We start from the raw sequence: 24,740 nt of genomic DNA, 5'->3' as shown, positions 1-24,740 counted from the left end.
CCGTTACTTGTTGCCGCTGGTCGCCATGGTCTGGCGGGCGGTGAACTGGCCCGAGGCGCCCGCGAAGGCGGTCTCGTTGTCGCCAATGGTCACCGTCGGCTCGCAGGTCGGCAGGCAGGCCAGCGTCGTCCGTTCGGCTTGGCGGTAAATGCGGACGGTGCCCGCCTCAAAGCTTTGGACAGCCACTTCCTCGTCGACGATCGACTTGCCGTCGCCATCGAGGATGACGAGGTTGGTGATGCCGTAGGACCGTCCGGTGAGAACCAGCGTGGTGGAATCGTGCACGGTGACGTCGACGATCGACGGGTTGCCGATGATCACCGTCTCTGCCGCGCGGTCGATCTTCAGGACGCGGGCATGGTCGACCGAGACGTGGAGGCGCCCGTCGGCGGCCGTGGCCGGAGCGGCCGATGCCGGGATGATGAAGGCCGCGCCGGATGCGGCGATGGCGATCGCGGCGAAGATGACGCGGCTGTGCCTGAACATGAGAGAGCCCGCCTTGACGCTGGTTAAGGCTTCTTCCCTAGCATGGCTTGGTGAATGAAGGTTTAAGCGGACGGCAGCCCTGATAAGTCGTTCAGCCACCAACATATTTTTCGGGATAAATTAAGCTTATTCTTTAAAACGATCGAAATCAGCCGCCGCTAGGGTGACCTCATCCGACCGACGAGACCGCGTCGCCGGGCCAGTTTCCCCACACGGATCCAAGGAGCTTTCCATGTCCAACCTGATCAAGCGCTTCGCCAAGAATGAATCCGGCGCGACCGCCATCGAGTACGGCCTCATTGCCGCCCTCATCGCCGTCGTCATCATCACTGCCGTGACCCTTGTCGGCACCAACCTGACCACCGTGTTCAACAACATCGCGGGCAAGCTTTCCGGCAAGGGCGCCTAAACGTCAGACGAATTGAAGTAACTGTGTGGGATGGTGGTGAGGCTTTCGGCCTCACCACGTTCCCTCCGTAAAAAGGGTTTTAGTCGATGCTGGCGGCCGCCTTGTTGGTCATCTTTCCGTTCGCGATGATCTACGCGGCTTTTTCCGACCTCGTCTCGATGACCATTTCCAACCGCGTTCCGGTGATCCTGTCGGTCGCCTATATCGCACTGTCGCTGGCGCTTGGGGTGCCGGCGTTCGAAATGGCGATGCATATTGGTATCGCCCTTGTTTGCCTCACGGTCACCTTCGGCTTCTTTGCCGCGGGATGGATGGGGGGCGGCGACGCAAAACTCGTGGCTGCGACCGCTTTGTGGTTCGGACCAAGCCAGACCCTGATGGAATATCTTGCCATCGGCAGCGTCTACGGCGGCTTCCTGACGCTTGGCCTGCTGGCGATACGGATCAATCTCGTCCCTGCGACCGGCATCGATTTCGTCGACCATCTGCTCGACCAGAAGACCGGTATCCCCTACGGCATCGCGCTCGGCGCGGCTGGGCTGACCAGTTATTCCTCGAGCGCCTGGATCGAGTACGCCCTCCAAAGCATGGGGTGAACCGGTCCTTGCGGAAGCCTGAACAAAGCGTCACCAGGTCTGCCAGGGCGTAGGGCTTCGTTAACCATATAGTGAGGGTTTGTCCCCCATAAGATGTCCAACCTGCCCGTGTTCCGCGGGTGCTCGAGAGAGGGTTGGACATGAATATCGCCCGCCTTGCGGTGCTCGGAATAGCGATCCTCGCCGCGGGCGGTGCCGGACTTCTGGCCATGACCATGTCGTCGCAGGAGTCCGCCGAGCCCGTGATCATCACGGCGGCGCCCGCCGAACCCCCGATCAAGCTGACCGAAGTGCTCGTCGCGTCGAAGGATGTGCCGATGGGCTCGTCGATCGCCGACGCGCTGACCTGGCAGAAATGGCCGGAAGACGGCGTCAGCAGCACGTTCATCCTGAGGACGACGCGCCCGGAGGCAATCGAGGAGCTGAAGGGTTCCGTCGCCCGGCAGTCGTTCTTCAGCGGCGAGCCGGTGCGCGAAAGCAAGCTGATCAAGACCGATCGCGGCTTCATGTCGGCCATCCTGCCCGCCGGCAAGCGCGCCATCGCCATCCAGATCTCGGCCGACACGTCCGCCGGCGGCTTCATCCTGCCGAACGACCATGTCGACATCATCATGACCCGGCGCAAGGTCGACGGGCAGGTGGCCGGCACCTACGACACCGAGACCATCCTGCGCAATTTGCGCGTCCTCGCCATCGACCAGACGATCGAAGAGCAGGACGGCACGAAGGTCGTCGTCGGCTCGACAGCGACGTTGGAGGTCGATCCGACACAAGCCGAAGCCCTGATCGCCGCCCAGCCGATCGCCGAAAAGCTGGTCCTCGCGCTGCGCTCGCTGGAGGACTCGATCCCCGGCTCCGCGGGCTATGCCGCCTTCCTTCTCGAGGGTGAGAAGAGCCCGAACCGCATTCGCCTGGTCCGCTACGGCCAGACGTCCGACATCACGACCAAGAAGTGACGAGCGCCATGCTGATCTCACCACAGACGCGTCTTCGCCGTGCATCGGGCGCCCGCAGCCTTCTCGCCGGCCTGATGGCGCTCACCACCGCGCTCTCGCCGGTCGTCGCCTCGGTGTCCCCGGCGGCGGCGGCCAACAGTTCGATCGTCCAGGTCAACCGGCCGCAGCAGACGATCAGCCTCGGCCTCGACAAGTCGAAGGTCATCGACCTGCCGGTCGACGCGCACGACATCCTCGTCGCCAACCCGGCCGTCGCCGACGCGGTGACCCGGACGGCCCGGCGCATCTACATCTTCGGCAAGCAGATCGGCCAGACCAACATCTTCATCTTCGACGCCCGCGGCAAGGAGATCGCCGTCCTCGATCTCCGGATCGAGCGCGACATCTCCGGGCTCGAGAGCTCGATCCGGAAATACGTCGCCGATGCCGACGTCAAGGTCGAGATCCTCAACGACAACGTCGTTTTGACCGGCACCGTGCAGACGCCGCAGGACGCCGCCCGCGCCGTGCAGCTGGCGGAGATCTACCTCACCGGCGGCGAGGCGACGACCGGCTCCTACATCAAGTCGGCAACCTCCGGCGCGGGCCCCGAGGGCGGCGCCGTCGCCCTTGCACAGGAAAACCGCCGGCAGAGCCAGATCGTCAACCTCCTGCAGATCCAGGGCGACGATCAGGTGACCCTGAAGGTTACCGTGGCGGAAGTGCAACGCTCGGTGATCAAGCAGCTGGGTCTAAACGGCATCGCTAAGGGCGTCGTCGACGGGATGAAATTCTCTACGATCTCAGACAGCCCCTTCGGCCTCGGAAAGGCAATTTCCAGCTCTGGTGGAACAATCGACAGTTTTACCAACTCGACAGATCCGACCGGTATCCAGGGGCAGCTGACAGCGCTCGAGCAGGCAGGTGTCATGCGGACCCTCGCTGAACCGAGCCTGACGGCGATCTCCGGCGAGTCGGCCAGTTTCAAGGTCGGTGGCGAATTTACTGTTTCAGACGGTAAGGACGAAGAAGCGGCGACGGTTGAGTATGTCGAAGTCAACGGAAAGACCATCGAGCGCCAAATTCCGGGTACTGTGACTTATCAGAGCAAAAAGATCGATTACGGAATTGGTCTCGATTTCACTCCCGTAGTCCTGTCTCCGGGCCGCATCAGTTTGAAGTTGCGCACCAGCGTTTCGGAACCGACATTCGAATCCCCCTACTCCTTGCCCGCCGGTCTGGCACCTGGCGTAAACGTAATCGGTTTGCGCAAACGCATGGCCGATACGACGGTCGAGTTGCCCTCGGGCGGTTCTTTAGTGATTGCCGGTCTCGTGCGCGACGAGACACGCCAGGTGATCTCCGGCTATCCTGGCCTGTCGAAGATCCCCGTGCTCGGCACGCTATTCCGCAGCCGCGACTTCCAGCGCTACGAGACCGAGCTGGTGATCATCGTCACGCCCTATCTGGTGCGCCCGACCGCCCGCGCGAAGCTCGCGCGGCCGGATGACGGGCTCAACTTCTCCTCCGATGGCGCCGGCAATTTCCTCGGCCGCATCAACCGCGTCTACGGCGCGATGGAAACCAAGCTCCCCCCCGGCCGGTACCACGGCGTTGTCGGATACATCTACAAATGAGCGCTTCGAGGAAAGTCTCCGTCCTGTCGCCGTTCCCGCCGCGCCTTGCCCCGGGGAAGGGGCGGCGTGCCGCTCCCGCCTTGATGCTGCTGGCGGGTCTCGCGCTCCTCGGCGGCTGTGCCGACCGGCACTCGATCGAGGTCGGCGCCATCCCCGACGACTACCGCACCCGCCACCCGATCACCGTCGGCGAGGCGGAAGAGACGCTGGACATCCCGGTCGTCTCGTCGGAGAGCCGCCTGCCGTCGGCCTCGCGCGACCGGATCAGCCATTTCGCGACGCGCTTCCTGCGCTCGGGCTCGGCTGCCATCCGCGTGCTCCTGCCCTCGGGCTCCGAGAATGCGGGGGCGGCTGAACTCGCTTCCCGCGACGTGATCCGCACCTTGCGCCGGGAGGGCATCAAGGCCGACCGCATCCTGGTGCAGCCCTACCGGACCGCCGGTTTCAATGGGCCGTCGCCGATCCGGCTGTCGTTCGCTACCTTGAAGGCCGCGACCGAGCGCTGCGGCCGTTGGCCGGAAGACCTCGGCGATACCCACGAGAACAAGAACTACTTCAACTTCGGCTGCGCCAGCCAGCAGAACCTTGCCGCGCAGATCGCCGATCCGCGCGATCTCCTGGAGCCGCGCGGCCTCGGCGAGATCGACGCTGAACGCCGCACCAACATGCTGAGCGACTACCGCCGGGGTGCCGCGACGGCTTCGGACCGGTCGAACACCGAAACTGACTACGACTGGTAGGCGGGAAAACGACGATGATCGACAGAAGCACTACCGATCGCCTGGACGACGCTGTCGGCGAGGAGGCGTCGCTGATGGACGCCGTGCGCCCGATCCCGCGCATCTCGATCCAGGCTTTCTGCGAGAGCGAGGGCGTCGCAAGGCCGATCGAGCGGGCCGGCGAGGACCGGCGCATGGCCAAGGCACACGTGCGCGTCCACATGGGCGGCATCCGTGCGGCGACCGACCACTATGCCAGCGCCCCGACGCCGAACCTCGTGATCCTCGAATCGCGCTTCGCGCCGACCGAGCTCCTCGCCGAGCTCGAGGGGCTCGCCGATGTCTGCGATCCCGGCTCGAAGGTGATCATCGTCGGCCACTACAATGACGTGCCGCTTTACCGCGAGCTGATCCGCCGCGGCATCTCGGAATATCTCGTCGCGCCGATCTCCATGGCCGACCTGATGTCGGTGATCTCGACCCTGTTCATGGCGGCCGATGCCGAGCCGATGGGCCGCACTGTCGCCTTCGTCGGCGCCAAGGGCGGCGTCGGCTCCTCGACCGTCGCCCACAATGTCGCCTGGTCGATCTCGAAGCTGTTTTCGAGCGACGTCGTCCTTGCCGATCTCGACCTGCCTTTTGGCACCGCCAACATCAACTTCGACCAGGACCCGGCGCAAGGGATCGCGGAGGCGGTGTATTCGGCCGACAGGATGGACGACGTCTTTCTCGACCGCTTGCTGTCGAAGTGCGCCGAGCACCTGTCGCTGCTGGCGGCGCCCTCGATCCTCGATCGCACCTACGACTTCGACGCCGAGGCCTTCAGCGCGCTGATCGAGACCGCCCAGCGCTCGACGCCGATCGTCGCGCTTGACGTGCCGCATGGCTGGACGGAGTGGACGAAGAGCGTCCTGTCGCGCGCCGACGAGATCGTCATCACCGCAACGCCCGACCTTGCCAACCTGCGCAACGCCAAGAACCTCATCGACACGCTGAAGCGCAGCCGCCCGAACGATCGGCCGCCGCATCTCGTGCTGAACCAGCTGCAGATGCCGAAGCGCCCGGAGATTAGCCCGCAGGAGTTTGCCGACCCGCTCGGCCTGACCCCGATCGCGCTGATCGGCTTCGATCCGGCGGTCTTCGGCACGGCGGCCAACAATGGTCGGATGATCGCCGAGACCGACGGCAAGCATGCCTCGGTCGAGGCCTTCCAGCAGATTGCCCATCTCCTGACCGGCCGTACCGAGGCCAAGAAGGCGAAGAAGCCGAGCCGCGACTTCCTTGGAAGACTGCGGCGCAAGTAGCCAGACGGCATGCCGGCATGCCCGTCCGCAAGGGCTTAGGGCGGGGCTGAGGCCCAGAAAGAGTAGACCATGTTCGGAAAACGCGGAAACGAAGGGACCAAGGACCGGGCAGCGGGCGCCGGCGGGCTTGCCGTCGCCGAGCGGCCCTCGCCGGCCCCGCAGCGCGACCCCGCCCCGAGCCGCGCGGTCGAGCCGGTGAGGGCAGCGCCTTCCGACGTCCGCGAGCCCCCTCGGGCCGCGCCGACGGTCATTCCGCCGCCACAGGCGGCATCGCCGCGCGAGCGGTCCGGCAGCTATTACGAGACGAAGACGCAGGTCTTCGCCGCGCTGATCGACACGATCGACCTGTCGCAGCTCGCGCGGCTCGATGCCGAAAGCGCGCGCGAGGAAATCCGCGACATCGTCAACGACATCATCGCCATCAAGAACTTCGCGATGACCATTGCCGAGCAGGAGGACCTCCTCGGCGACATCTGCAACGACGTGCTCGGCTACGGTCCGCTGGAGCCGCTCCTGATGCGCGACGACATCGCCGACATCATGGTCAACGGCGCGCGCAAGACTTTCATCGAAGTCGGCGGCAAGGTCATCGAGACCAATGTGCGCTTCCGCGACAACCAGCAGCTCCTCAACATCTGCCAGCGCATCGTCAGCCAGGTCGGCCGGCGCGTCGACGAAGCCTCGCCGATCTGCGACGCGCGCCTGCCCGACGGCAGCCGCGTCAACGTCATCGCCCCGCCGCTCGCCATCGACGGCGCCGTGCTGACCATTCGAAAGTTCAAGAAGGACAAGCTGACCCTCGACCAGCTGGTGCAGTTCGGCGCGATCTCGCCGGAAGGGGCGACGATCCTCCAGATCATCGGCCGCGTCCGCTGCAACGTCATCATTTCCGGCGGTACCGGCTCGGGCAAGACGACGCTCTTGAACTGCCTGACGCGCTACATCGACGAGGACGAGCGCATCATCACCTGCGAGGACACGGCCGAACTGCAGCTGCAGCAGCCGCATGTCGTGCGCCTGGAAACCCGCCCGCCCAACATCGAGGGCGAGGGCGAGGTGACGATGCGCGAACTCGTCAAGAACTGCCTGCGCATGCGGCCCGAACGCATCATCGTCGGCGAGGTGCGCGGACCGGAGGTCTTCGATCTCCTGCAGGCGATGAACACCGGCCATGACGGCTCGATGGGCACGATCCACGCCAACAGCCCGCGCGAGTGCCTCAACCGCATGGAATCGATGATCGCCATGGGCGGCTTCACCTTGCCGGCGAAGACCGTGAAGGAGATCATCGTCGGATCCGTCGACGTCATCGTCCAGGCCGCCCGCCTGCGCGACGGCTCGCGCCGGATCACCCACATCACCGAGGTGGTGGGCATGGAAGGCGACGTCATCACAACGCAGGACCTCTTCGTCTACAACATCCTCGGCGAGGGCGCCGACGGCAAGCTGCTCGGCAAGCACTCGTCGACCGGCATTGGTCGTCCGGTGTTCTGGGACCGGGCCCGCTACTACAACGAAGAGCAGCGTCTGGCGGCGGCGCTGGACGCGGCCGACGTGAGCACGAGGCTCTAGCCGATGTCCGGCCTCACCATCCTCCTCTTCGTGATGCTGACGACCTTGTCGGCCGGAGCGATCGCCTACGTCTTCCTGCAGCCCCGGATGGCCGCGGAGAAGAACGCCGAGGCCCGGCTGAACCAGTTCAAGCGGGCGGAGACCGACGGCAATTCCAAGCGCATCGCCCGCGACCGCGTGCAGGAGGCGAGCAAGCGCCGCAAGACGATCCAGAACTCGCTGAAGGAGATCGAGGAGAAGCAGAAGGTCCGCTCCAAGCACGCGGCGAGGCCCAGCCTGCGCCGCCGGATGGACCAGGCCGGCATGTCGATGAGCGAGAAGCAGTTCCAGTTGATCAGCATCGCGGCGGGCCTTTTGTTCGGGCTGGTCGCGCTCATCGTCCAGTCATCGGTGCTGGTCGCGCTCGGCATCGGCGTCGTCGCGGGCTTCGGGCTGCCGCGCTGGGTGATCAACTATCTGCGCAACCAGCGGCAGAAGAAGTTCATCGCCGAGTTCCCGAACGCGGTCGATCTCATCGTGCGTGGCGTCAAATCCGGCCTGCCGCTGAACGACACGCTGCGGATGATCGCCAGCGAGGCGGCCGAGCCGGTGCGCTCGGAGTTCAAGAAGATCGTCGAGGCCCAGCAGATGGGCATGACCGTGCCCGAATCCGTCGAGCGACTCTACCAGAACATCCCGCTGTCGGAGACGAACTTCTTCTCGATCGTCATCACCATCCAGGCCCAGGCCGGCGGTAATCTCTCCGAGGCGCTGGGCAATCTGTCGCGGGTGCTGCGTGACCGCAAGAAGATGAAGCAGAAGATCCAGGCCATGTCGATGGAGGCCAAGGCCTCCGGCGGCATCATCGGCTCGCTGCCGTTCGTCGTCGGCGGTCTCGTCTACGTCACCAGCCCCGATTACATCTCGCTGCTGTTCAACACCTCGACCGGCAACATCATCCTCGTCATCTCGGCGTTCTGGATGATGCTCGGCATCTTCGTGATGAAGCAGATGATCAACTTCGACTTCTGAGACGGCGGGCCTGCCAGCGCCCAGCGCTCGCTCGACCTGCAACGCCCCGAGCGGAATGGAAACGGTGCCATGCAAAGCCTTTTCGCCCTTGTCGGGCTCACCAGCGCCCAGGCGCTGGCGATCTTCGTCTGCATCGCCGTGTTTGCGACGATCATGAGCATCGCGCTGCCGCTGCTGCAAGGCAACGAGCTGAAATCGCGGATGAAGGCGGTCGCCCTCGAGCGCGAGGAGGTGCGGGCCCGCGAGCGGGCGCGGATGTCGATCGAGAAGGAGCGCGGGCGCAAGGGTTCGGTCCGCCAGGCGGAGAGCAAGGGCTTTGCCGCCGCCGTCGTCGAAAAGTTCGACTTGAAGAAGGCGCTCGCCGACGAGAAGACCGTCGGGCAGCTGCGCATCGCCGGTTACCGCGGCCAGCGCCCGCTGACGCTCTTCCTGTTCGCCCGGGCCACCTTGCCGCTGGTCTTCCTCCTGGCGGCGATCATCTACATCTTCGTCATCGGCGCGCTGGCCGACCGGCCGTTCATGATCCGGGTGTTGATCTGTATCGTCGTCGCCTATCTCGGCTTCTACCTGCCCAACATCTTCATCTCGCAGAAGGTCTCCAAGCGGAAGCTCTCGATCGGCCGGGCCTGGCCCGACGCGCTCGACCTCCTCTTGATCTGCGTCGAATCCGGCCTGTCGATCGAGGCGGCGTTCCGGCGGGTGTCCGACGAGATCGGTATCCAGTCGGTGCCGCTGGCCGAGGAACTGGTGCTGGTCTGCGCCGAGCTCTCCTACCTGCCCGACCGCAAGACCGCCTATGAGAACCTCTTCCTGCGCACCGGCATCGATGACGTCCGCTCGGTGACGACCGCGCTGATCCAGGCCGAACGCTACGGCACGCCGCTCGGCCAGGCGCTGCGCACGCTGTCCCAGGAAAGCCGCGACACCCGCATGAACAAGGCCGAGAAGAAAGCGGCCGCCTTGCCGCCGAAACTCACCGTGCCGATGATCCTGTTCTTCCTGCCGGTCCTCTTCGCGGTCATCATCGGACCTGCCGTCATCCAGGTCATGTCGCGGACCTGATCACCCGGGGTCGCCGGCAAGGCTGCAGGACCGCAACAGAAAAGGCCGCATCCCGGTGGGAGCGGCCTTCGGCATGTCGGGTTGCGCTTGCGAAGGGGTCAGGACTTCTTCGAGTCCTGGTCCTTCAGCATCGACCAGGTGTTCTGCTGCTTCAGCATGCCCTTGAGATAGGCGACGTTGGCGGCCGCATCGTCGGGCGAGAGCTCGGCCCGGGCGATCTCCTCGGCTTCGGCGAACCGGCCCTGCAGGCCGATGACGAGCGCAAGGTTCTGGCGGATGCGGCTGTCGGCGCCGGGCCGCTCCACCGCCTGGCGCAGATAGGTCTCGCCCGACTTCAGATCGTTGGCAAGGACATAGGACATGCCGAGATTGGAGAGGATGGCCGGCTCGTTCGGCTGGATCTCCAACGCCTTGCGGTAGAGCGTTCGCGCGCCGTCGGACTGGCCGAGCTGGTCGAGGATCGCGCCTTCGGCCGAATAGAGCTTCCAGTCCGGAAAGTCCGGGGTCTGGGCGCGGCGGATGGTCTCCAGCGCCTTCTCGAGCTCGCCGGCGGCGGCCAGCGCCTTGCCGTAGGCGGCGAGAACCGCGCGGTCCTTGGGATGGGCGATCGCCATCTGCTGCATCACCGCGAGCGACTGGTCGTTGCGGCCGGCCATCTGCAAGGCGGCGGCATAGCCGAGGCCGACCGACTTGTCCTTCGGGGTCTTCTCGTAGGCCATGCCGTAGGTGGTGAGAGCGCCCTGCAGCTCGCTCGAAGACATGCGGTCCATCGGCTTGGCCGTCCGCGGCGCACCGATCGAGCCGGTATGCATCTTGGAGGTCTGGGCGCATCCGCCGAGGAGACCGGCGGCGATGGCGACGACAAAGACCTTCCGATAAGCGCCGCGGCAGCTATGATCCGTATGACGCATATCGGTCCTCGCATGGATCCGGCGATCCGCCGGTAACTGAGAAGGCCGACAATAAAGTGTTAACCCTAATGAGGCGTTAACGCTGCCTTCCGCCGAAAGGGATACCCCGACATGACGAGCCTCCTTCCCGCCGATGCTCCTGGCGCGCGCCCGATCTGGGCCGCTTCGCCCGCCGCGCTCGAAAGCCTGCCGCTGCCGGCGGCCCGCTGGGCCAAGGCCAGCGCCTACAAGGCCGGCGCCGGCGAGGTGCTCCTGGTGCCGGGGGAGGAGGGGGCGATCCTCGGCGCGGTGCTCGGCCTCGGCAGCGACAGGACGGCGGACGGCCCGCGGCGCTCGCTGCTGGCGGGGGCACTCGCCGGCCTGCCGGAGGGACCATGGCACCTCGCCGACGGGCACGGCCTCGATGCCGATCTCGCAAGCCTCGCCTTCCTGCTCGGCGGCTATCGCTTCGACCGCTACCGCGCCAAGCCCAGCCAGGCCGTGCCACCACAGCTGGTGTTCGCCGGCCAAGGCGAGCAAAGCGAGACGGAAGCGCTCGCCGCCGGCGTGTTCCTCACCCGTGACCTCATCAACACGCCCGCCAACGACATGCTGCCGGACGCCATCGAGGCGGCGGTCCGCACGCTGGCAGTCGATCACGGCGCCGAAGTGTCCTCGATCGTCGGCGACGATCTTCTCGCGCAGAATTTCCCGATGATCCATGCGGTCGGCCGGGCGAGCTCCGTCGCGCCGCGGCTGATCGACATGACTTGGGGGCGCACCGATGCGCCGGCGGTGACACTCGTCGGCAAGGGCGTCAGCTTCGACACCGGCGGGCTCGACATCAAGCCGGCCTCCGGCATGCTCCTGATGAAGAAGGACATGGGCGGCGCCGCCAACGTGCTCGGCCTTGCGCGGATCATCATGGCGCTGAAGCTCGACATCCGGCTGCGCGTGCTGATCCCCGCCGTCGAGAACGCCATCGCCGGGGCGGCCTTCCGCCCGAGCGACATCCTCAAAAGCCGCAAGGGAAAGACGGTCGAGATCGGCAATACCGACGCGGAGGGGCGGCTGATCCTCGCCGACGCCCTGGCGCTGGCCGACGAGACGGCCCCGCAGGTGCTGATCGACATGGCGACGCTGACCGGGGCCGCCCGCGTCGCGCTCGGCCCCGACCTGCCGCCCTTCTTCACCGACGACGAGACGCTCGCCACAGAGCTCGCCGCGGCGTCCGCTGAGGTGGCCGACCCGATCTGGCGGCTGCCGCTTTGGCAGCCCTATGCCAAGAACCTTTCCTCCAAGATCGCCGACGTGAACAACGTGACGCCGGACGGGTTTGCCGGCGCGATCACCGCCGCTTTGTTCCTGCAGGACTTTGTCGAGAAGGCCGGCGCCTGGGCGCATTTCGACGTCTATGGCTGGCGTCCGCAGGCGTCGCCGGTCGGGCCCGTCGGCGGCGAGGCGCAGGCGATCCGGGCGATCTTCAGCGTGCTAAAGCAGCGCTACGGGCGCTAAGCTCGGCCAGAACTGAAACGGAAGCGAAACGAACGCGTGCTAGAGCAAGGTCATGGGCATCGAGCTTAGACCTGCGCAGGCGCTTCGGCTTCTCCACCAGACGGCCTTGCTGCAGGCCTGGGAGGACACGCACGATCTGACCTTGCGGCAGACCGCGATCCTCCTCACCATCTATCTCGAGGCCCCGCCGCATACCGTGCGGGGCCTCGCCGCCCGGCTGAACGTCACCAAGCCGGTGATCACCCGCGCCCTCGATACCATGGGCGCGCTCGAATTCGTCGAACGGCGGCGCGACCCGGCGGACAAGCGCAACGTGCTCATCCGGCGCACCGTCAAGGGCAGCCTCTACGTCTCCAAGATGGCGGACCGGCTGGTCGAACAGGCAGGAGCCCTCGCACCATGAGCGACACCCTGGACAAGCGGCTGAACGCCTATCGCCCGGACCTTGCCGACACCCGGCTGAGGGGCAAGGTCGACTCGGACGTGTTCGTCGAGGGGAGGCCCGAGCGGGTTCTGGTCTCGTCGGCCGCGCTGCGGCGCGAGCCACGGCCGGATGCGGCGCAGGAGACCGAGGCGCTGTTCGGCGAGGACGTCCTCGTGTTCGAGACGACCGAGGAAGGTTTTGCCTGGGTGCAGCTCACCGCCGACGGCTATGTCGGCTGGATGGCGGCGGCAGCGCTCGGGGCGGCCGACGGGGTGCCGACGCACAAGGTCGGCGTGCCGCGCACGCTGTTGTTTCCCGGCCCCGACATCAAGATGCCGCCGCTGATGGGCTTGCCGATGGGGGCGCGTCTGACGGCGTGGGGCGAGGCGAGCGACCGGAACGCCGCCTATGTGCTCGCCGCTCCCGCCGGCGCGGTGGTGGCGCAGCATCTCCGGCCGATCGACCACGCTGCCGCCGATTTCGTTGGGGTCGCCGAGCGCTTCGTCGGAGTGCCCTATCTCTGGGGCGGCAAGACGACGCTCGGCATCGACTGCTCCGGCCTCGTCCAGGTCGCGCTCGGCATGGCCGGCGTCGAAGCGCCGCGCGACACCGACATGCAGGAGCGCGGGCTGGGGACCGCGCTCGCCGAGGGGGCCCCGCTGCGGCGCGGCGACCTTGTCTTCTGGAAGGGGCATGTCGGCATCATGCTCGACGTCGATCGCCTGCTGCATGCCAACGCGCACCACATGATGACAACGGTCGAGTTGCTCGCCGAGGCCACGGCGCGGGCCGAGGCGCGGGGCTCCCGTGTGACCTCGATCCGCCGTCTCGGCTGAAGTCGCTGGGCCGACCTAAGCCGGCTTAGTAGCCGGCGCTGCGGTCGACGAGATGCTTCAGCGGCTCGCCGCGCTCGAAGGCGTCCATCTGCGCGAGGATCAGCGGCACCAGCGCTTCCGCATCGGAAGATGCGGCGGCGTGTGGCGTGACGAAGACCCGCGGGTGCTTCCACAGCGGGCTGGAGGCCGGCAGCGGCTCGGTCTCGAAGACGTCGAGCGAGGCCTCCATCAACACCTTGTCGTCCAGCGCCTTCAGGATGTCCGCCTCCACCTGCAGGCCGCCGCGACCGGCATTGATCAGCACCGGGCCGCCGATCGGGGTCTGCTTCTTCATCCTGGCGAACAGGGCGGCATTCAGGATGCCCTTTGTGTCCGGCGTGATCGGCAACAGCACGACCACGATGTCAGAGACCGCGAGGAAGCCGTCGAGACCGTCGTTGCCGTGGAAGCTGCTGATCTCAGAGACCTTTTTCGGCGAGCGCGACCAGCCGGCGATCCTGAAGCCCAGCATGGACAGCTTCCGCGCCGCATCGGTGCCGAGCTCGCCGAGCCCCATGATGCCGACGGTGATATCGGATGCCGCCGGCTGCATCCGCTCGTTCCAATGGCCTGCCGCCTGCTGCGCGCGGTAGGTCGGCCCACGCCGGAAATGGTCGAGCACGCGCCAGACGACGTATTCGCTCATCCGGGCGCTGAGGTCCGGCGCGACGATGCGGGCGATCGGAACGTTGGGTAGATGCGGGTCGGCAAGGACATGGTCGACCCCGGCGCCGAGCGAGAAGATCGCCTTGAGGTTCGGCAGCTTCTGCAGGATGCCGGCGGGCTGCTTCCAGACCACGGCATAGTCGATCGTCGCATCGTGCTCGCTCGCCGGTGTCAGCACCACCGAGCGGCGCGGCGCGTGCCGGTTCAAGACGTGCAGCCAATGGTTCGGCTGGAAGCCGGTGACGGACAGGAGAATCGTCAAGTCAGGTCCTCTCTGGGGCCGGTCAGCGCGGTTCCGGCAAGGTGGCAAGAAGGCTCGCCGCCCGGGCGCGGCCCTTGCGGGCGAACCAGTGGGTGCAGGCGATGAGGAAGCCGTTCTCGATCCGGCCCTCGTCCACCGCCTCGATCAGCGCGTCGACGTCGGCGGCGATCGGCCGGATGTCCTCGTGCTCCTCGGCAAGCCCCGCCGCGCTCGCCAGCGCCGACGCGTCGACGAGGGCGAGGAAGATGAAGGCGTATTCGTCGGTGAGGCCGGGCGAGGGCAGCATGGTGAAGCAGCGCTCGACACCGAGGGCGATGAGCCCGTTCTCCTCCTGCAGCTCCCGCACGGCGGCCGCTTCCGGCGCCTCGCCCTCGTCGACGAGGCCGGCGGGGAGTTCGAGCGCTGCGGCATTCGCCGTCTTCAGCGCGGCGCCGATGCGGAACTGGCGGATGATGACGATGCGGTCGAGCACGGGGTCGTAGGGGATGACGATGACCACCGAACCGGTGGCGATCAGCTCGCGCCTGAGCGGCCCGATCTCGCTCTCCCCGTCGAGCGAGCGGTGCCGAAGCGTCACCGCCTCGAACGGCCGGAACCCGTCGCAGAGACGCTCGCGGCGCTCGATGGTGACGGCGAGCGGCTGGTCGGCGAGGGCATCGCGGTAGTGGCTGGTCATTGGGCGGCGATGTCCGTCGGCGCGGTCGCGATGTCGAAGGCGGCCGCCATCAGCGCCTTGGTATAGTCGGTCTTCGGCCGCTCGAAGATCTCTTCCGCCGGGCCGCGCTCCATCACCTCGCCGTTGCGCATGACGATCACCTCGTTGGCGAGCGCGCGGACGACCTTCAGGTCGTGGCTGATGAAGAGATAGGCGAGGTCGTGCTTCTGCTGAAGGCTGCGCAGGAGGTCGACCACCTGCGCCTGCACGCTCATGTCGAGCGCCGATGTCGGCTCGTCGAGCATGACGAAGCGCGGGCTCAGCACCATGGCGCGGGCGATCGCCACGCGCTGGCGCTGGCCGCCGGAGAATTCGTGCGGGTAGCGAAAGCGGGTTGCCGGGTCGAGCCCGACTTCGCTGAGTGCTGAAACGACGCGGGCGTCCCGCCCGTCGGCCGAAAGCTGCGGTTCGTGCACTTTCAGCCCTTCCGCGATGATGTCGGCGATCGACATGCGCGGCGAGAGCGAGCCGAAGGGATCCTGGAAAACGATCTGGATGCGCTTGCGCAAGGGGCGCATGGCCTTGAAAGAGCGCTGGTCCAGCCGCTCGCCCTCGAAGCTGATCGCGCCCTTCGACGAGATCATTCGGCAGAGGGCGAGGCCGAGCGTTGTCTTGCCCGAGCCGGACTCGCCGACGACGCCGACCGTCTGGCCGGCGCGCAGGCTGATGTCGACGCCGTTCACCGCCTTGATGTGGTCGGTGGTCCGGCGCATGAACCCGGTCTTCACCGGAAACCAGACCTTCAACCCCTCGGCCGCCATCACCACGGGGGCGTTGAGGTTGGCCGGCGGCGGTGTGCCGCGCGGCTCGGCGGCGAGGAGATGCTTGGTGTAGTGATGCTGCGGGTTGGCGAAGATCGCCTCGGTCGGCCCGGTCTCGACGATCTTGCCGTGGTACATCACGCAGACCCGGTCGGCGATCTTGCGGACGATGCCGAGGTCGTGGGTGATGAACAGCATCGCCATGCGGCGCTTCTGCTGCTGCACCTTCAGGAGTTCGAGAATTTGCGCCTGCACGGTGACGTCGAGCGCCGTGGTCGGCTCGTCGGCGATGAGAAGATCGGGCTCGTTGGCCAAGGCCATCGCGATCATCACGCGCTGGCGCTGGCCCCCCGACAGCTGGTGCGGATAGGCGTCGAGGCGCTTTTCCGGGTCGCGGATGCCGACCTGGTGCAGGAGTTCGAGCGTCCGGCGGTTGGCCTCCTTGTCGGACACGCCGCGGTGGATCTTCAGGACCTCGCCGACCTGCCGCTGGATGGTGTGCAGCGGGTTGAGCGAGGACATCGGCTCCTGGAAGATCATCGAGATCTTGTTGCCGCGCACCTTTCGCAGGTCCCGCTCGTCGTCGTCGATGAGGTTTTCGCCGCGGTAGAGCACGGCGCCGCCGGGATGGCTGGCGGAGGGATAGGGGAGGAGCTTCAGGATCGACAGCGCCGAGACCGACTTGCCCGACCCGCTCTCGCCGACCAGCGCCAGCGTCTCGCCGGCCGCGATGTCGAAGGAGACGTCGTCGACGGCGAGCGTCGTCTTGCCGTTCTGGTGGAAGGCGACCTTCAGCCCCTGCACCGAGAGCAGCGGGCCCTCGGCAGCGGCAACTGGTGCGGCGGAAACAGAGCTCATGCGACGGATCCCGTCAGGTTGGCGCGGTGGCTATGTGCGGGGTGCCCATGGGCATGTGGTTTTGCCGGTGCCGCGTGGTCGTGCCCGGCGTGCGCATGGCTGTGACCGGAATGGTCATGGCCCGCGTAAGGATGGCTGGCGTGGTTCTCGCTGTGCCGGGCGCCCGGCCCGCTGCAGTCATGGCGGCCGTCGGCGCAAGGCCCGCTCTCGATCTCGACGGTCGCATGGTCGATGGCGAAGCGCTCGGCAAGCGCCCGCTTGACGGCGCGCACTGTCTCGGTCGGGTCGGTGCCCTCGGTGATCCGGGCATGCAAGGTCGCCGCGCGGATCTTCGGCGTGATCGCCCAGACGTGGAAATGGTGGACGTCGACGATGCCGACCACCGTCGCCTCGAGATGCGCGCCGACATCGGGGGCGGCGACGTCCTTCGGTGCGCCCTCGAGCAGGATGTGCCCGGAGTCGCGGACGAGGCCCCAGGCATTGCCGAGGATCAGCAGCGAGACCAGCACCGAGAGGAGCGGGTCGATGGGCGTCCAGCCGGTCGACAGGATCACGAGCGAGGCGACGATGGCCGCGACCGAGCCGAGGAGGTCGCCCATCACGTGCAGCAAGGCGCCGCGCATGTTGAGATCCTCCTTGTCGCCGCCGTGCAGGACGAAGAAGGCGGCGATGTTGACGAGGAGGCCGCCGACGGCGACGACCAGCATCGGTCCGCCGAGCACCGGTGCCGGATTGTCCAGCCGGTGCCAGGCCTCGAGGATGATCAGGCCGGCAATGCCGAACAGGACGAGCCCGTTGGAATAGGCGACGAGGATCTGGAAGCGGCCATAGCCATAGGTCTTGCTGGCATCGGCCGGCCGGCGCGACAGGCGGATGGCGAAGAAGGCGAGCGCAAGGCCCGCGAAGTCGACGAACATGTGCCCGGCATCGGCGAGCAGCGCCAGCGATCCCGAGATCACCCCGCCGGCGATTTCCGCCAGCATGAAGGAGCCCGTGAGCGCCGCTGCCCAGAGCAGGCGCTTCTCGCTGGCATGGCCGGCATGGTCGTGACCGTCATGGCCGCCGGGGCCGTGGTCGTGTCCGGCATGGGAATGAGAGGTCATGCGATGTTCTCCAGCGCGGCGGCTTCCTCGGTCGGAAGTCGCTTGAGGCCATCAGGAAGCGGCAGGCGCTTGTCGGAGGATAGGATGACCTTGCAGCCGGTGATCAGAGCGGTGGCGACATGGATTGCATCGGGCAGCTTGCCCCCAAGACGCCGAAGCTCGGCGCTACGGCGGAGGACGGAGCGATCGACAGGGATGGCAGAAACCAAGCCGTCTGATCGGATCATGTCATCGTAGATGGCGATCAAGGCTTCGTCGTTTTCTCTAAACGGCTTTGCAAGAACCTCGGACAGGGACAGTTCGCTACTAAGCAAGGCCGCACCGCGGGATCTTAACCTCCTCAGCAAGGCCATGAGATGCGGCTTTTGACCTTCGACGGCGTCGATCAAAGCATTGGTGTCGAGATAGATCGGCGAAGCGGTCAATCCCATTCGTCCCTCAATGCCCTGACCCGCGCGACGGCTTCTTCCGTTGTGATGGCCTTGCCGGGGTTATGCCTGCGGTAGTCATCGATCTTCTGCATGAGCGAATCGAGCGAGCGCTCCGGTTTTCCGCGCGTGTCGTCTTCAACCGTCACGCGCACGCGGTGGGTAGGATCGATTTTGCCGCGGAGGTCATCCGGCAAGTTCATTGCAGGATAGTTCTCGATCACCACACGTTCGCCCATCTCTCATCTCCTGCGGCTGAGGCCCTCACCGGAAACTCTTGCGCGGATCGAAGGCGTCGCGCACGGCCTCGCCGACGAAGACCAGCAGCGAGAGCATCAGCGACAGTACCACGAAGCCGGAGATTCCGAGCCAGGGCGCCTGCAGGTTGTTCTTGCCTTGCGCCAGGAGTTCGCCGAGCGAGGGCGAGCCCGGGGGCAAGCCGAAACCGAGGAAGTCGAGGGAGGTGAGGGTGGTGATCGAGCCGTTGAGGATGAACGGCAGGAAGGTCAGCGTCGCCACCATGGCGTTCGGCAACAAATGCCGGACCATGATTGTCCAGTCGCCGACGCCGAGCGCCCGCGCTGCGTTCACGTACTCGAAGTTTCTCGCCCGCAGGAATTCGGCGCGGACGACGCCGACGAAAGAGACCCAGGAGAACAGCAGCATGATGCCGAGGAGGATCCAGAACCCCGGCGGCAGGATCGCGGCGATGATGAGGAGGAGATAGAGCACCGGGATCGACGACCAGATCTCGATGAAGCGCTGGAAGAGAAGATCGACCCAGCCGCCGAAATAGCCTTGCACCGCGCCGGCCGAGACGCCGATGACGGCCGACAGGCCCGTGAGGATCAGGCCGAACAGCACCGAGATGCGGAAGCCGTAGATCAGCCGCGCGGCGACGTCGCGGGCCTGGTCGTCGGTGCCGAGCCAGTTGGTGTTGCCGAGGACGCAGTTTGGATCGTTCACGCCCTGTGGATAGCGGGCGCAGCGCTCCTCCTTGGTGAAGGTCCAAGACGGCGCCGAGGGGGCGGGCGTCGGGATCTCGTTGTTCACCGTGCGGTAGGAGTAGCGGATCGGTGGCCAGACCATCCAGCCGTTCGCGGTGATCTCCTCCTGCACGAACGGATCGCGGTAGTTGGTCACCGGCAGGAAGCCGCCGAAAACCTCTTCCGGATAGTCGACGAAGATCGGGGCGTAGTACTCGCCCTTGTACTCGATCAGCAGCGGCTTGTCGTTGGCGACGAACTCGGCGCCGAGCGTCGCCACGAAGAGGAACAGGAAGATCCAGAACGACCAGACGCCCCGCCGGTTCGCCTTGAAGCTCTGGAGGCGGCGGGCGTTGAGCGGCGACAGCCGGCTGCGCGCGACCTGGGCGCCGGGCGCCATCTGGGCGATGCCGGCGGTATCGGTGCTGGCATCCTCTCGCGCCTCGACGGCGGCGGGAATGGTCGAGCCGGTTTCGGTCAGGTTCTCTCGGGTCGTGTCCATCTCAGACCTCCCGCTTCTCGAAATCAATGCGGGGATCGATCCAGGTGTAGGTGAGGTCGGAGAGGAGGGCCGTGACAAGGCCGATCAGCGAGAAGATGTAGAGGGTGGCGAAGACCACGGGGTAATCGCGCTTGTAGATGCTTTCGAAGCCCAGCAGGCCGAGGCCGTCGAGCGAGAAGATCGTCTCGATCAGCAGCGAGCCGGCGAAGAAGGCCGAGATGAAGGCGCCGGGGAAGCCGGCGACGATGATCAGCATCGCGTTGCGGAAGACGTGCCCGTAGAGGACCTTGTTCTCGGTGAGCCCTTTGGCGCGCGCCGTGGTGACGTACTGCTTGCGGATCTCGTCGAGGAAGGAGTTCTTGGTCAGGAGCGTCGTCGTGGCGAAGGCCGAGAGCGACAGCGCGATCAGCGGCAGCGTCAGATGCCAGAAGTAGTCGGCGATCCGCGCCGGCCAGGAGAGCTCGCTCCAATTCTCCGACGTCAGGCCCCGCAGCGGGAAGAGATCGTAGAATGAGCCGCCGGCAAACAGCACGATCAAAAGAATTGCGAACAGGAAGCCGGGAATGGCGTAGGCGACGATGATGACGCCGGAGGTCCAGACGTCGAAGGTCGAGCCGTCCTTCAGCGCCTTGCGAATGCCGAGCGGAATCGAGATGCCGTAAGACAGGAGCGTAATCCAGAGGCCGAGCGAGATCGACACCGGCATCTTCTCGATGATGAGGTCGAGCACCGAGACCGAGCGGAAATAGCTCTCGCCGAACTGGAAGCGGCTATAGTCCCAGATCATCTTGCCGAAGCGCTCGAGCGGCGGCTTGTCGAAGCCGAACTGCACCTCGAGCTTCTTGATGAAGGCGGGGTCGAGCCCTTGGGCGCCGCGGTAGCCGCTGTCGGTGCTGCCTTGGCCGCCGAAATCGCTGGCGCCGCCGCCGATGCGGTCAGCGCCGTTGCTGCCCTGGCCCTGAAGGTTCGCGATCACCTGCTCGACCGGGCCGCCCGGCGCGAACTGGATGACCGCGAAGGAGATCGCCATGATCCCGAGCAAGGTCGGGATCATCAGCAGCAGCCGTCGGAGGATGTAGGCGCCCATAGGGTCTCGTCACCTTGGTGGGTGCCTCCGCCAGGAGAGCGGAAGCCGGTCGTCTGCAGGATCGGGCGTCAGCCCCGGCCGATGGCCTTCGCCTTGGCCTCGTCGAACCACCAGAGCGATTCGACGGGGAAGCCGAAGTCGGGCTTCTGCTCCTTGAATCCGAACATGTCCCAGTATGCAACACGGTGCACGCCGGCGCTGATGTTCGGGAGCCAGTCGAGGCGGGTGCGCAGGACCCGGTCGAGGCAGCGCATGGCGAGCGTCATCTCCTCGCGGGTCTTCGCGCCACCGACCCTCTCGATCAGCGCGTCGACCGCCTTGTCGGCCATGCCCGGCAGATTGTAGGAGCCGGGATAGTCGCGCGCGGCGCTGCCGAAGAAGATCGACAGGCCCTCGCGGGTCTGCGTCGCGCCGAGGCTGAAGGCGGCCAGCACCATGTCGTAGTCGTAACTGTTCTGCCTGTCGGTGTACTGCGCCTCGTCGACGAGGCGGAAGCTCGCATCAACGCCGAGCCGGCGCAGCGTGTCGAAGAACTTGCCGTAGACGCGCTGCTGCTCGGCACCGTTGATCATGTGCTCGAGCTTAAACACCTCGCCCTTGGCGTTGACGAGGCGCCCGTCCTGCTGCTTCCAGCCGGCGGCGGCAAACAGTTGCGAGGCCTCGCGCAGCAGCTTGCGGTCATTGCCGCTGCCGTCGCTGACCGGCTGCACCCAGACCTCGCCGAACACCTCCGGCATCAGGTCGGCGCGCAGCGGCTCGAGGATCGCCAACTCCGCCCCCGAGGGGGCGCCGGTGGCGACGAAGTCCGAGCCCTCGAAGCAGGAATTGGAATGGGTCCGCAGGCCGAAGAGAAGGTTGGCGTTGGTCCATTCGAAGTCGAAGCAGAGGTTGATCGCCCGCCGCACCCGCACGTCCCGGAACCGCTCGCGCCGCTGGTTCAGCGCCCAGCACTGGAATTTCGGGCGGGTCTCCTCGGGAAACTCGCGCTTGACCACGCGCTTGGCGGCAACCGCCGGAAATTCGTACTCGGTCGCCCAGGCGCGGGTCGTGAACTCCTCGCGAAAATCGATCTCGCCCTTCTTGAAGGCTTCGAGCGCCGGCTGGCGGTCGCGGAAGAAGTCGATGCGGATGGTCTGGAAATGGTCGAGGCCGCGCGCGAAGGGGAGGTCTTTCGCCCAGTAGTCGGCCCGCTTCTCGTATTCGATGAACTGGCCGACCTTGAAGCGCCCGACCTTATAGGCGCCGCTGCCCGGGATTTCGGTGAGGTCGTTGGTCTCGAACGAGCGGTTGCCAAAGAAGGCTTTCGGCAGGATCGGGATACCAAGCGCCTCCAGCGCCTCCTGCTGGGTCTGCTTTCCGGAAAAGACGATCTTCACCGTCCGCGCGTCGACCGCGACGACGTCGGTCACGGCCTTGAGGATCGTTGTCAGCGCCGGATGGCCTTTTTCCTTGATCGTTAGATAGGAGAAGGCGACGTCCTCGGCGGTGACCGCCGCGCCGGTCGAGAATTTCGCTTCCGGCCGCAGGACGAAGGTGAAGCTGCTGCGGTCGGCCGAAAGGCTGACGTTTGCGGCCAGCGCGCAGTACAGGCTGTCCGGCTCGTCCAGCGAGGACACCATCAGCGCGTCGTAGAGCTTTTCGACGCGCGGCGGTGCGTTGCCGCGCAGCACCAAGGTGTTCAGCGTGTCGAAGGTCTGCGTCGACTGGTTGAACAGCCAGTTCGGCACCGAATAGTTGATCCGCCCGCCTTGCGGGGCGTCGACCGCAGCGTAGTCGAAGGCTTGGAAATCGGGGCCGTACTTCAGGTCGCCGAAAGCGGAAACGCCGTGCAGCGGCGTTTCCGTCGGCGTCGCCGCAAAGGCGAGGCGCGGCAAGGCCGCAGACGCGCCGGCTGCCACCAGCAGCTGGCCGAAACGGCGGCGCGTCAGGCCCAGCGCCGTGCTCATCGCGCCGCCGGGATCTTGGCGGCCTTCGCCTGATCATACCACCAGACCTGTGGCCAGCCGACGCTGTATTCCGGCAACTTCTCGGGATGCGAGAAGCGGTCCCACATGGCGATCCGCTGGTCCTTCGGCACATAGGAGGGGATGATGTACTGGTTGGCGAGCAGCACCCGGTCGAGCGCATGCGTCGCGGCGATCAGCGTCGGCCGGTCCTTGGCCTGCACCACCTCGCGCACGAGCGCGTCGACGGCGGGGTTCTTGATGCCGGCATAGTTCTGCGAGGCCGGCTTGTCGGCGGCGGCCGCGCTGAAATAGTCGTACTGCTCGTTGCCCGGCGACAGCGACTGCGCCTGGCCGCCATAGATCATGTCGTAGTCGCGGCCGCGGACCCGGTTGACGAACTGCGAGGGGTCGACGGTGCGGATGCGCATCTCGATGCCGATCCGCTTCAGGCTGTCCTGGTACTGGGTGACGACGCCTTCCAGCGTCGGCCCGTTCAGGAGCACCTCGAAAGACAAAGGCGCGCCGGTCTTCACCTCGACCATGCGGCCGCCCTTCTGCTCGTAGCCCGCCTGCTTCAGGAGGCCGACGGCGGCGCGCAGGTTGTCGCGGATCTTGGCGTTGTCGCCGGCGACCGGGTTGGCATAGGGCGCGGTGAAGACGCTGTCGGGGATCTGCCCCCGCAGCGGCTCGAGGAAGGCGAGTTCGTCGGGACCCGGCACGCCCGAGGAGGCGAGCTCGGTGTTGAAGAAGAAGGAGTTCGGCCGGACATATTCGCCGAAGAACAGCGTGCGCTGCATGGTCTCGAAGTCGAAGGCGAGGTTCAGCGCCTTGCGCACGTTAATGTCCTGGAACACCGGACGGCGCAGGTTCGGGATGAAGCCGACCATCAGCCCGGCGGTGCGGTAGGGGTTCTCGTAGCGCGTCTTCGTCACGAAGCCGTCCCGCGCCGCCGGGAAATCGTAGCCCGAGGCCCAGCGCGCCGCCTTGTTCTCCAGCCAGTAGTCGAACTGGTTGCCCTTGAACGCCTCGAAGGCGACGGTGTCGTCGCGGAAGTAGATGTACTCGATCCGGTCGAAATTGTTCTGCCCGACATTCACCGGCAACGTGGCGCCCCAGTAGTCGGGAACCCGGACATAGCTGATGCCGCGGCCGGTCGACACGCTGTCGACCTTGTAGGGCCCCGAGCCCAGTGGCGGCTCCAGCGTCGTCTCGGTGATGTCGCGCTGCTTTCCGGCGGCGTTCTTGCCGGTCCACCAGTGCTTCGGCAGGACGATCAGCTGGCCGACGATGTTCGGCAGTTCGCGGTTATTCTTCTCGTCGAAGGTGAAGGTCACCTCGCGCTCGCCGGTCGCCGCCGCGGACTGGACGTGGCGGTAGTAGAAGCCCTGGCTCGGATTGACCTCCTTCAGCGTCTCGAAGGTCCAGATCACGTCGTCGGTGGTGATCGGCGTGCCGTCGTGCCACTTCGCCGAGGGGTTCAGCCGGTAGGTCACCGAGGAGTAGTCGGCGGGATAGGAAATGGCATCGGCGATTAGCCCGTAATTCGTCGAGCTCTCGTCGCTCGAGGGCGCCATCAGCGTCTCGTAGACGAGGGTAATGCCCTCGGCGACGTCGCCCTTGGACAGGATCGGGTTCAGGCTGTCGAAGGTGCCGCTGCCGTCGAGCCGAACGGTGCCGCCTTTCGGGGCATCCGGGTTGACGTAATCGAAGTGCGGGAAGCCTTCCTTGTACTTCGGCTCGCCGATCAGGCTGGTGCCGTTTCGCCAGTCGTGGGTGGCGGCTGCGGCCGGCAGGGCCGGGGCGATCTTCTCCGGCGCGTTCTCGGGTGCCTGGGCCCCGGCGGCCGCGGCGGAACCCTGGTCCTGTGCCAGGCTGCCCGAGGGGGCGAGCGTTCCGAGGAGGCTGGCGAGAAGCAAGGCGCGGGCGGATCGCGAGAGCAGCGTCAAATAAGACCTCCGGTGCGGCAGACAGGTTTTCACCACCGTCGGGGC

At 66.2% G+C, this 24,740-nt stretch carries 24 protein-coding genes; 12 read left to right on the top strand and 12 right to left on the bottom strand.

Annotated elements, in window-relative coordinates:
• Nucleotides 1–3 precede the first annotated feature (3 nt).
• On the bottom strand, nt 4–486 hold the full coding sequence (locus ACZLZQ_RS02615) for a pilus assembly protein N-terminal domain-containing protein (RefSeq protein ID WP_472932108.1): 483 nt from the start codon (nt 484–486) through the stop codon (nt 4–6).
• Nucleotides 487–718: 232 nt separating this feature from the next.
• Here ACZLZQ_RS02615 and ACZLZQ_RS02610 point away from each other — a divergent pair, with 232 nt between their 5' ends.
• From ACZLZQ_RS02610 to ACZLZQ_RS02570, 9 genes are all read left to right on the top strand, one after another.
• Nucleotides 719–895, top strand: coding sequence for a Flp family type IVb pilin (locus ACZLZQ_RS02610; RefSeq protein WP_472932109.1), 177 nt, complete (start codon nt 719–721; stop codon nt 893–895).
• A gap of 86 nt (nt 896–981) precedes the next feature.
• On the top strand, nt 982–1,491 hold the full coding sequence (locus tag ACZLZQ_RS02605; RefSeq protein ID WP_472947994.1) for an A24 family peptidase: 510 nt from the start codon (nt 982–984) through the stop codon (nt 1,489–1,491).
• A 140-nt stretch (nt 1,492–1,631) separates the two neighbouring features.
• Nucleotides 1,632–2,447: a Flp pilus assembly protein CpaB gene (cpaB, locus tag ACZLZQ_RS02600; RefSeq protein ID WP_472947992.1), complete on the top strand. Its 816-nt coding sequence runs from the start codon at nt 1,632–1,634 to the stop codon at nt 2,445–2,447.
• 8 nt (nt 2,448–2,455) lie between these two features.
• Entirely contained in the window at nt 2,456–4,063 is a 1,608-nt protein-coding gene (locus ACZLZQ_RS02595) for a type II and III secretion system protein family protein (RefSeq protein ID WP_472947991.1), read from the top strand.
• Entirely contained in the window at nt 4,060–4,803 is a 744-nt protein-coding gene (locus tag ACZLZQ_RS02590; RefSeq protein ID WP_472932113.1) for a CpaD family pilus assembly protein, read from the top strand. Before ACZLZQ_RS02595 ends, ACZLZQ_RS02590 begins: the two co-directional genes overlap by 4 nt.
• A gap of 14 nt (nt 4,804–4,817) precedes the next feature.
• A complete protein-coding gene (locus ACZLZQ_RS02585) occupies nt 4,818–6,086 on the top strand; it encodes a CpaE/TadZ family protein (protein WP_472932114.1) in 1,269 nt (422 codons plus the stop codon).
• Nucleotides 6,087–6,155: 69 nt separating this feature from the next.
• Nucleotides 6,156–7,658, top strand: coding sequence for a TadA family conjugal transfer-associated ATPase (locus tag ACZLZQ_RS02580; RefSeq protein ID WP_472947990.1), 1,503 nt, complete (start codon nt 6,156–6,158; stop codon nt 7,656–7,658).
• A gap of 3 nt (nt 7,659–7,661) precedes the next feature.
• Nucleotides 7,662–8,669, top strand: a complete 1,008-nt coding sequence (locus ACZLZQ_RS02575; RefSeq protein ID WP_472947989.1) for a type II secretion system F family protein — start codon at nt 7,662–7,664, stop codon at nt 8,667–8,669.
• Nucleotides 8,670–8,738: 69 nt separating this feature from the next.
• Entirely contained in the window at nt 8,739–9,731 is a 993-nt protein-coding gene (locus tag ACZLZQ_RS02570) for a type II secretion system F family protein (protein WP_472947988.1), read from the top strand.
• A 98-nt stretch (nt 9,732–9,829) separates the two neighbouring features.
• Here the strand turns inward: ACZLZQ_RS02570 and ACZLZQ_RS02565 are convergent, their stop codons facing one another.
• The gene (locus ACZLZQ_RS02565; RefSeq protein WP_472947987.1) at nt 9,830–10,642 is read right to left on the bottom strand and encodes a tetratricopeptide repeat protein; all 813 of its coding nucleotides are present in this window, start codon (nt 10,640–10,642) and stop codon (nt 9,830–9,832) included.
• 111 nt (nt 10,643–10,753) lie between these two features.
• On the opposite strand from ACZLZQ_RS02565, the gene ACZLZQ_RS02560 reads away from it, so the two are divergent.
• Genes ACZLZQ_RS02560 through ACZLZQ_RS02550 form a run of 3 tightly spaced genes read left to right on the top strand, consistent with a single transcriptional unit; the run spans nt 10,754 to nt 13,396 of the window.
• On the top strand, nt 10,754–12,136 hold the full coding sequence (locus ACZLZQ_RS02560; RefSeq protein ID WP_472947986.1) for a leucyl aminopeptidase family protein: 1,383 nt from the start codon (nt 10,754–10,756) through the stop codon (nt 12,134–12,136).
• Nucleotides 12,137–12,188: 52 nt separating this feature from the next.
• Complete coding sequence (locus ACZLZQ_RS02555; protein WP_472932120.1) at nt 12,189–12,539, top strand: MarR family transcriptional regulator; 351 nt, start codon at nt 12,189–12,191, stop codon at nt 12,537–12,539.
• On the top strand, nt 12,536–13,396 hold the full coding sequence (locus tag ACZLZQ_RS02550) for a C40 family peptidase (RefSeq protein WP_472947985.1): 861 nt from the start codon (nt 12,536–12,538) through the stop codon (nt 13,394–13,396). The genes ACZLZQ_RS02555 and ACZLZQ_RS02550 overlap by 4 nt, the downstream gene beginning before the upstream one ends.
• A gap of 25 nt (nt 13,397–13,421) precedes the next feature.
• Here ACZLZQ_RS02550 and ACZLZQ_RS02545 read toward each other — a convergent pair whose 3' ends face one another.
• From ACZLZQ_RS02545 to ACZLZQ_RS02500, 10 genes are all read right to left on the bottom strand, one after another.
• Entirely contained in the window at nt 13,422–14,363 is a 942-nt protein-coding gene (locus tag ACZLZQ_RS02545; protein ID WP_472947984.1) for a 2-hydroxyacid dehydrogenase, read from the bottom strand.
• 22 nt (nt 14,364–14,385) lie between these two features.
• On the bottom strand, nt 14,386–15,039 hold the full coding sequence (locus ACZLZQ_RS02540) for an NUDIX domain-containing protein (RefSeq protein ID WP_472947983.1): 654 nt from the start codon (nt 15,037–15,039) through the stop codon (nt 14,386–14,388).
• The gene (locus ACZLZQ_RS02535) at nt 15,036–16,697 is read right to left on the bottom strand and encodes an ABC transporter ATP-binding protein (protein WP_472947982.1); all 1,662 of its coding nucleotides are present in this window, start codon (nt 16,695–16,697) and stop codon (nt 15,036–15,038) included. The genes ACZLZQ_RS02540 and ACZLZQ_RS02535 overlap by 4 nt, the downstream gene beginning before the upstream one ends.
• Entirely contained in the window at nt 16,694–17,800 is a 1,107-nt protein-coding gene (locus tag ACZLZQ_RS02530) for a cation diffusion facilitator family transporter (RefSeq protein ID WP_472947981.1), read from the bottom strand. The genes ACZLZQ_RS02535 and ACZLZQ_RS02530 overlap by 4 nt, the downstream gene beginning before the upstream one ends.
• Nucleotides 17,797–18,225 carry a type II toxin-antitoxin system VapC family toxin gene (locus tag ACZLZQ_RS02525; RefSeq protein ID WP_472947980.1) on the bottom strand — a complete coding sequence of 143 codons (429 nt, stop codon included), beginning with the start codon at nt 18,223–18,225 and terminating at the stop codon, nt 17,797–17,799. The genes ACZLZQ_RS02530 and ACZLZQ_RS02525 overlap by 4 nt, the downstream gene beginning before the upstream one ends.
• A complete protein-coding gene (locus ACZLZQ_RS02520; protein ID WP_472947978.1) occupies nt 18,222–18,467 on the bottom strand; it encodes a hypothetical protein in 246 nt (81 codons plus the stop codon). The genes ACZLZQ_RS02525 and ACZLZQ_RS02520 overlap by 4 nt, the downstream gene beginning before the upstream one ends.
• Nucleotides 18,468–18,492: 25 nt before the next feature.
• The gene (locus ACZLZQ_RS02515) at nt 18,493–19,614 is read right to left on the bottom strand and encodes an ABC transporter permease (RefSeq protein WP_472932391.1); all 1,122 of its coding nucleotides are present in this window, start codon (nt 19,612–19,614) and stop codon (nt 18,493–18,495) included.
• Between the two features lie 103 nt (nt 19,615–19,717).
• A complete protein-coding gene (locus ACZLZQ_RS02510; RefSeq protein WP_472947976.1) occupies nt 19,718–20,803 on the bottom strand; it encodes a microcin C ABC transporter permease YejB in 1,086 nt (361 codons plus the stop codon).
• Between the two features lie 68 nt (nt 20,804–20,871).
• Nucleotides 20,872–22,749, bottom strand: a complete 1,878-nt coding sequence (locus tag ACZLZQ_RS02505) for an extracellular solute-binding protein (RefSeq protein WP_472947974.1) — start codon at nt 22,747–22,749, stop codon at nt 20,872–20,874.
• On the bottom strand, nt 22,746–24,695 hold the full coding sequence (locus tag ACZLZQ_RS02500) for an extracellular solute-binding protein (RefSeq protein WP_472947973.1): 1,950 nt from the start codon (nt 24,693–24,695) through the stop codon (nt 22,746–22,748). Before ACZLZQ_RS02500 ends, ACZLZQ_RS02505 begins: the two co-directional genes overlap by 4 nt.
• Between the last annotated feature and the right edge of the window lie 45 nt (nt 24,696–24,740).

This window comes from Mesocryomonas lacus, assembly GCF_055730105.2.
Note: the sequence above shows the minus strand (reverse complement) of the source record. Positions and strands in the feature narration are given on the sequence as shown.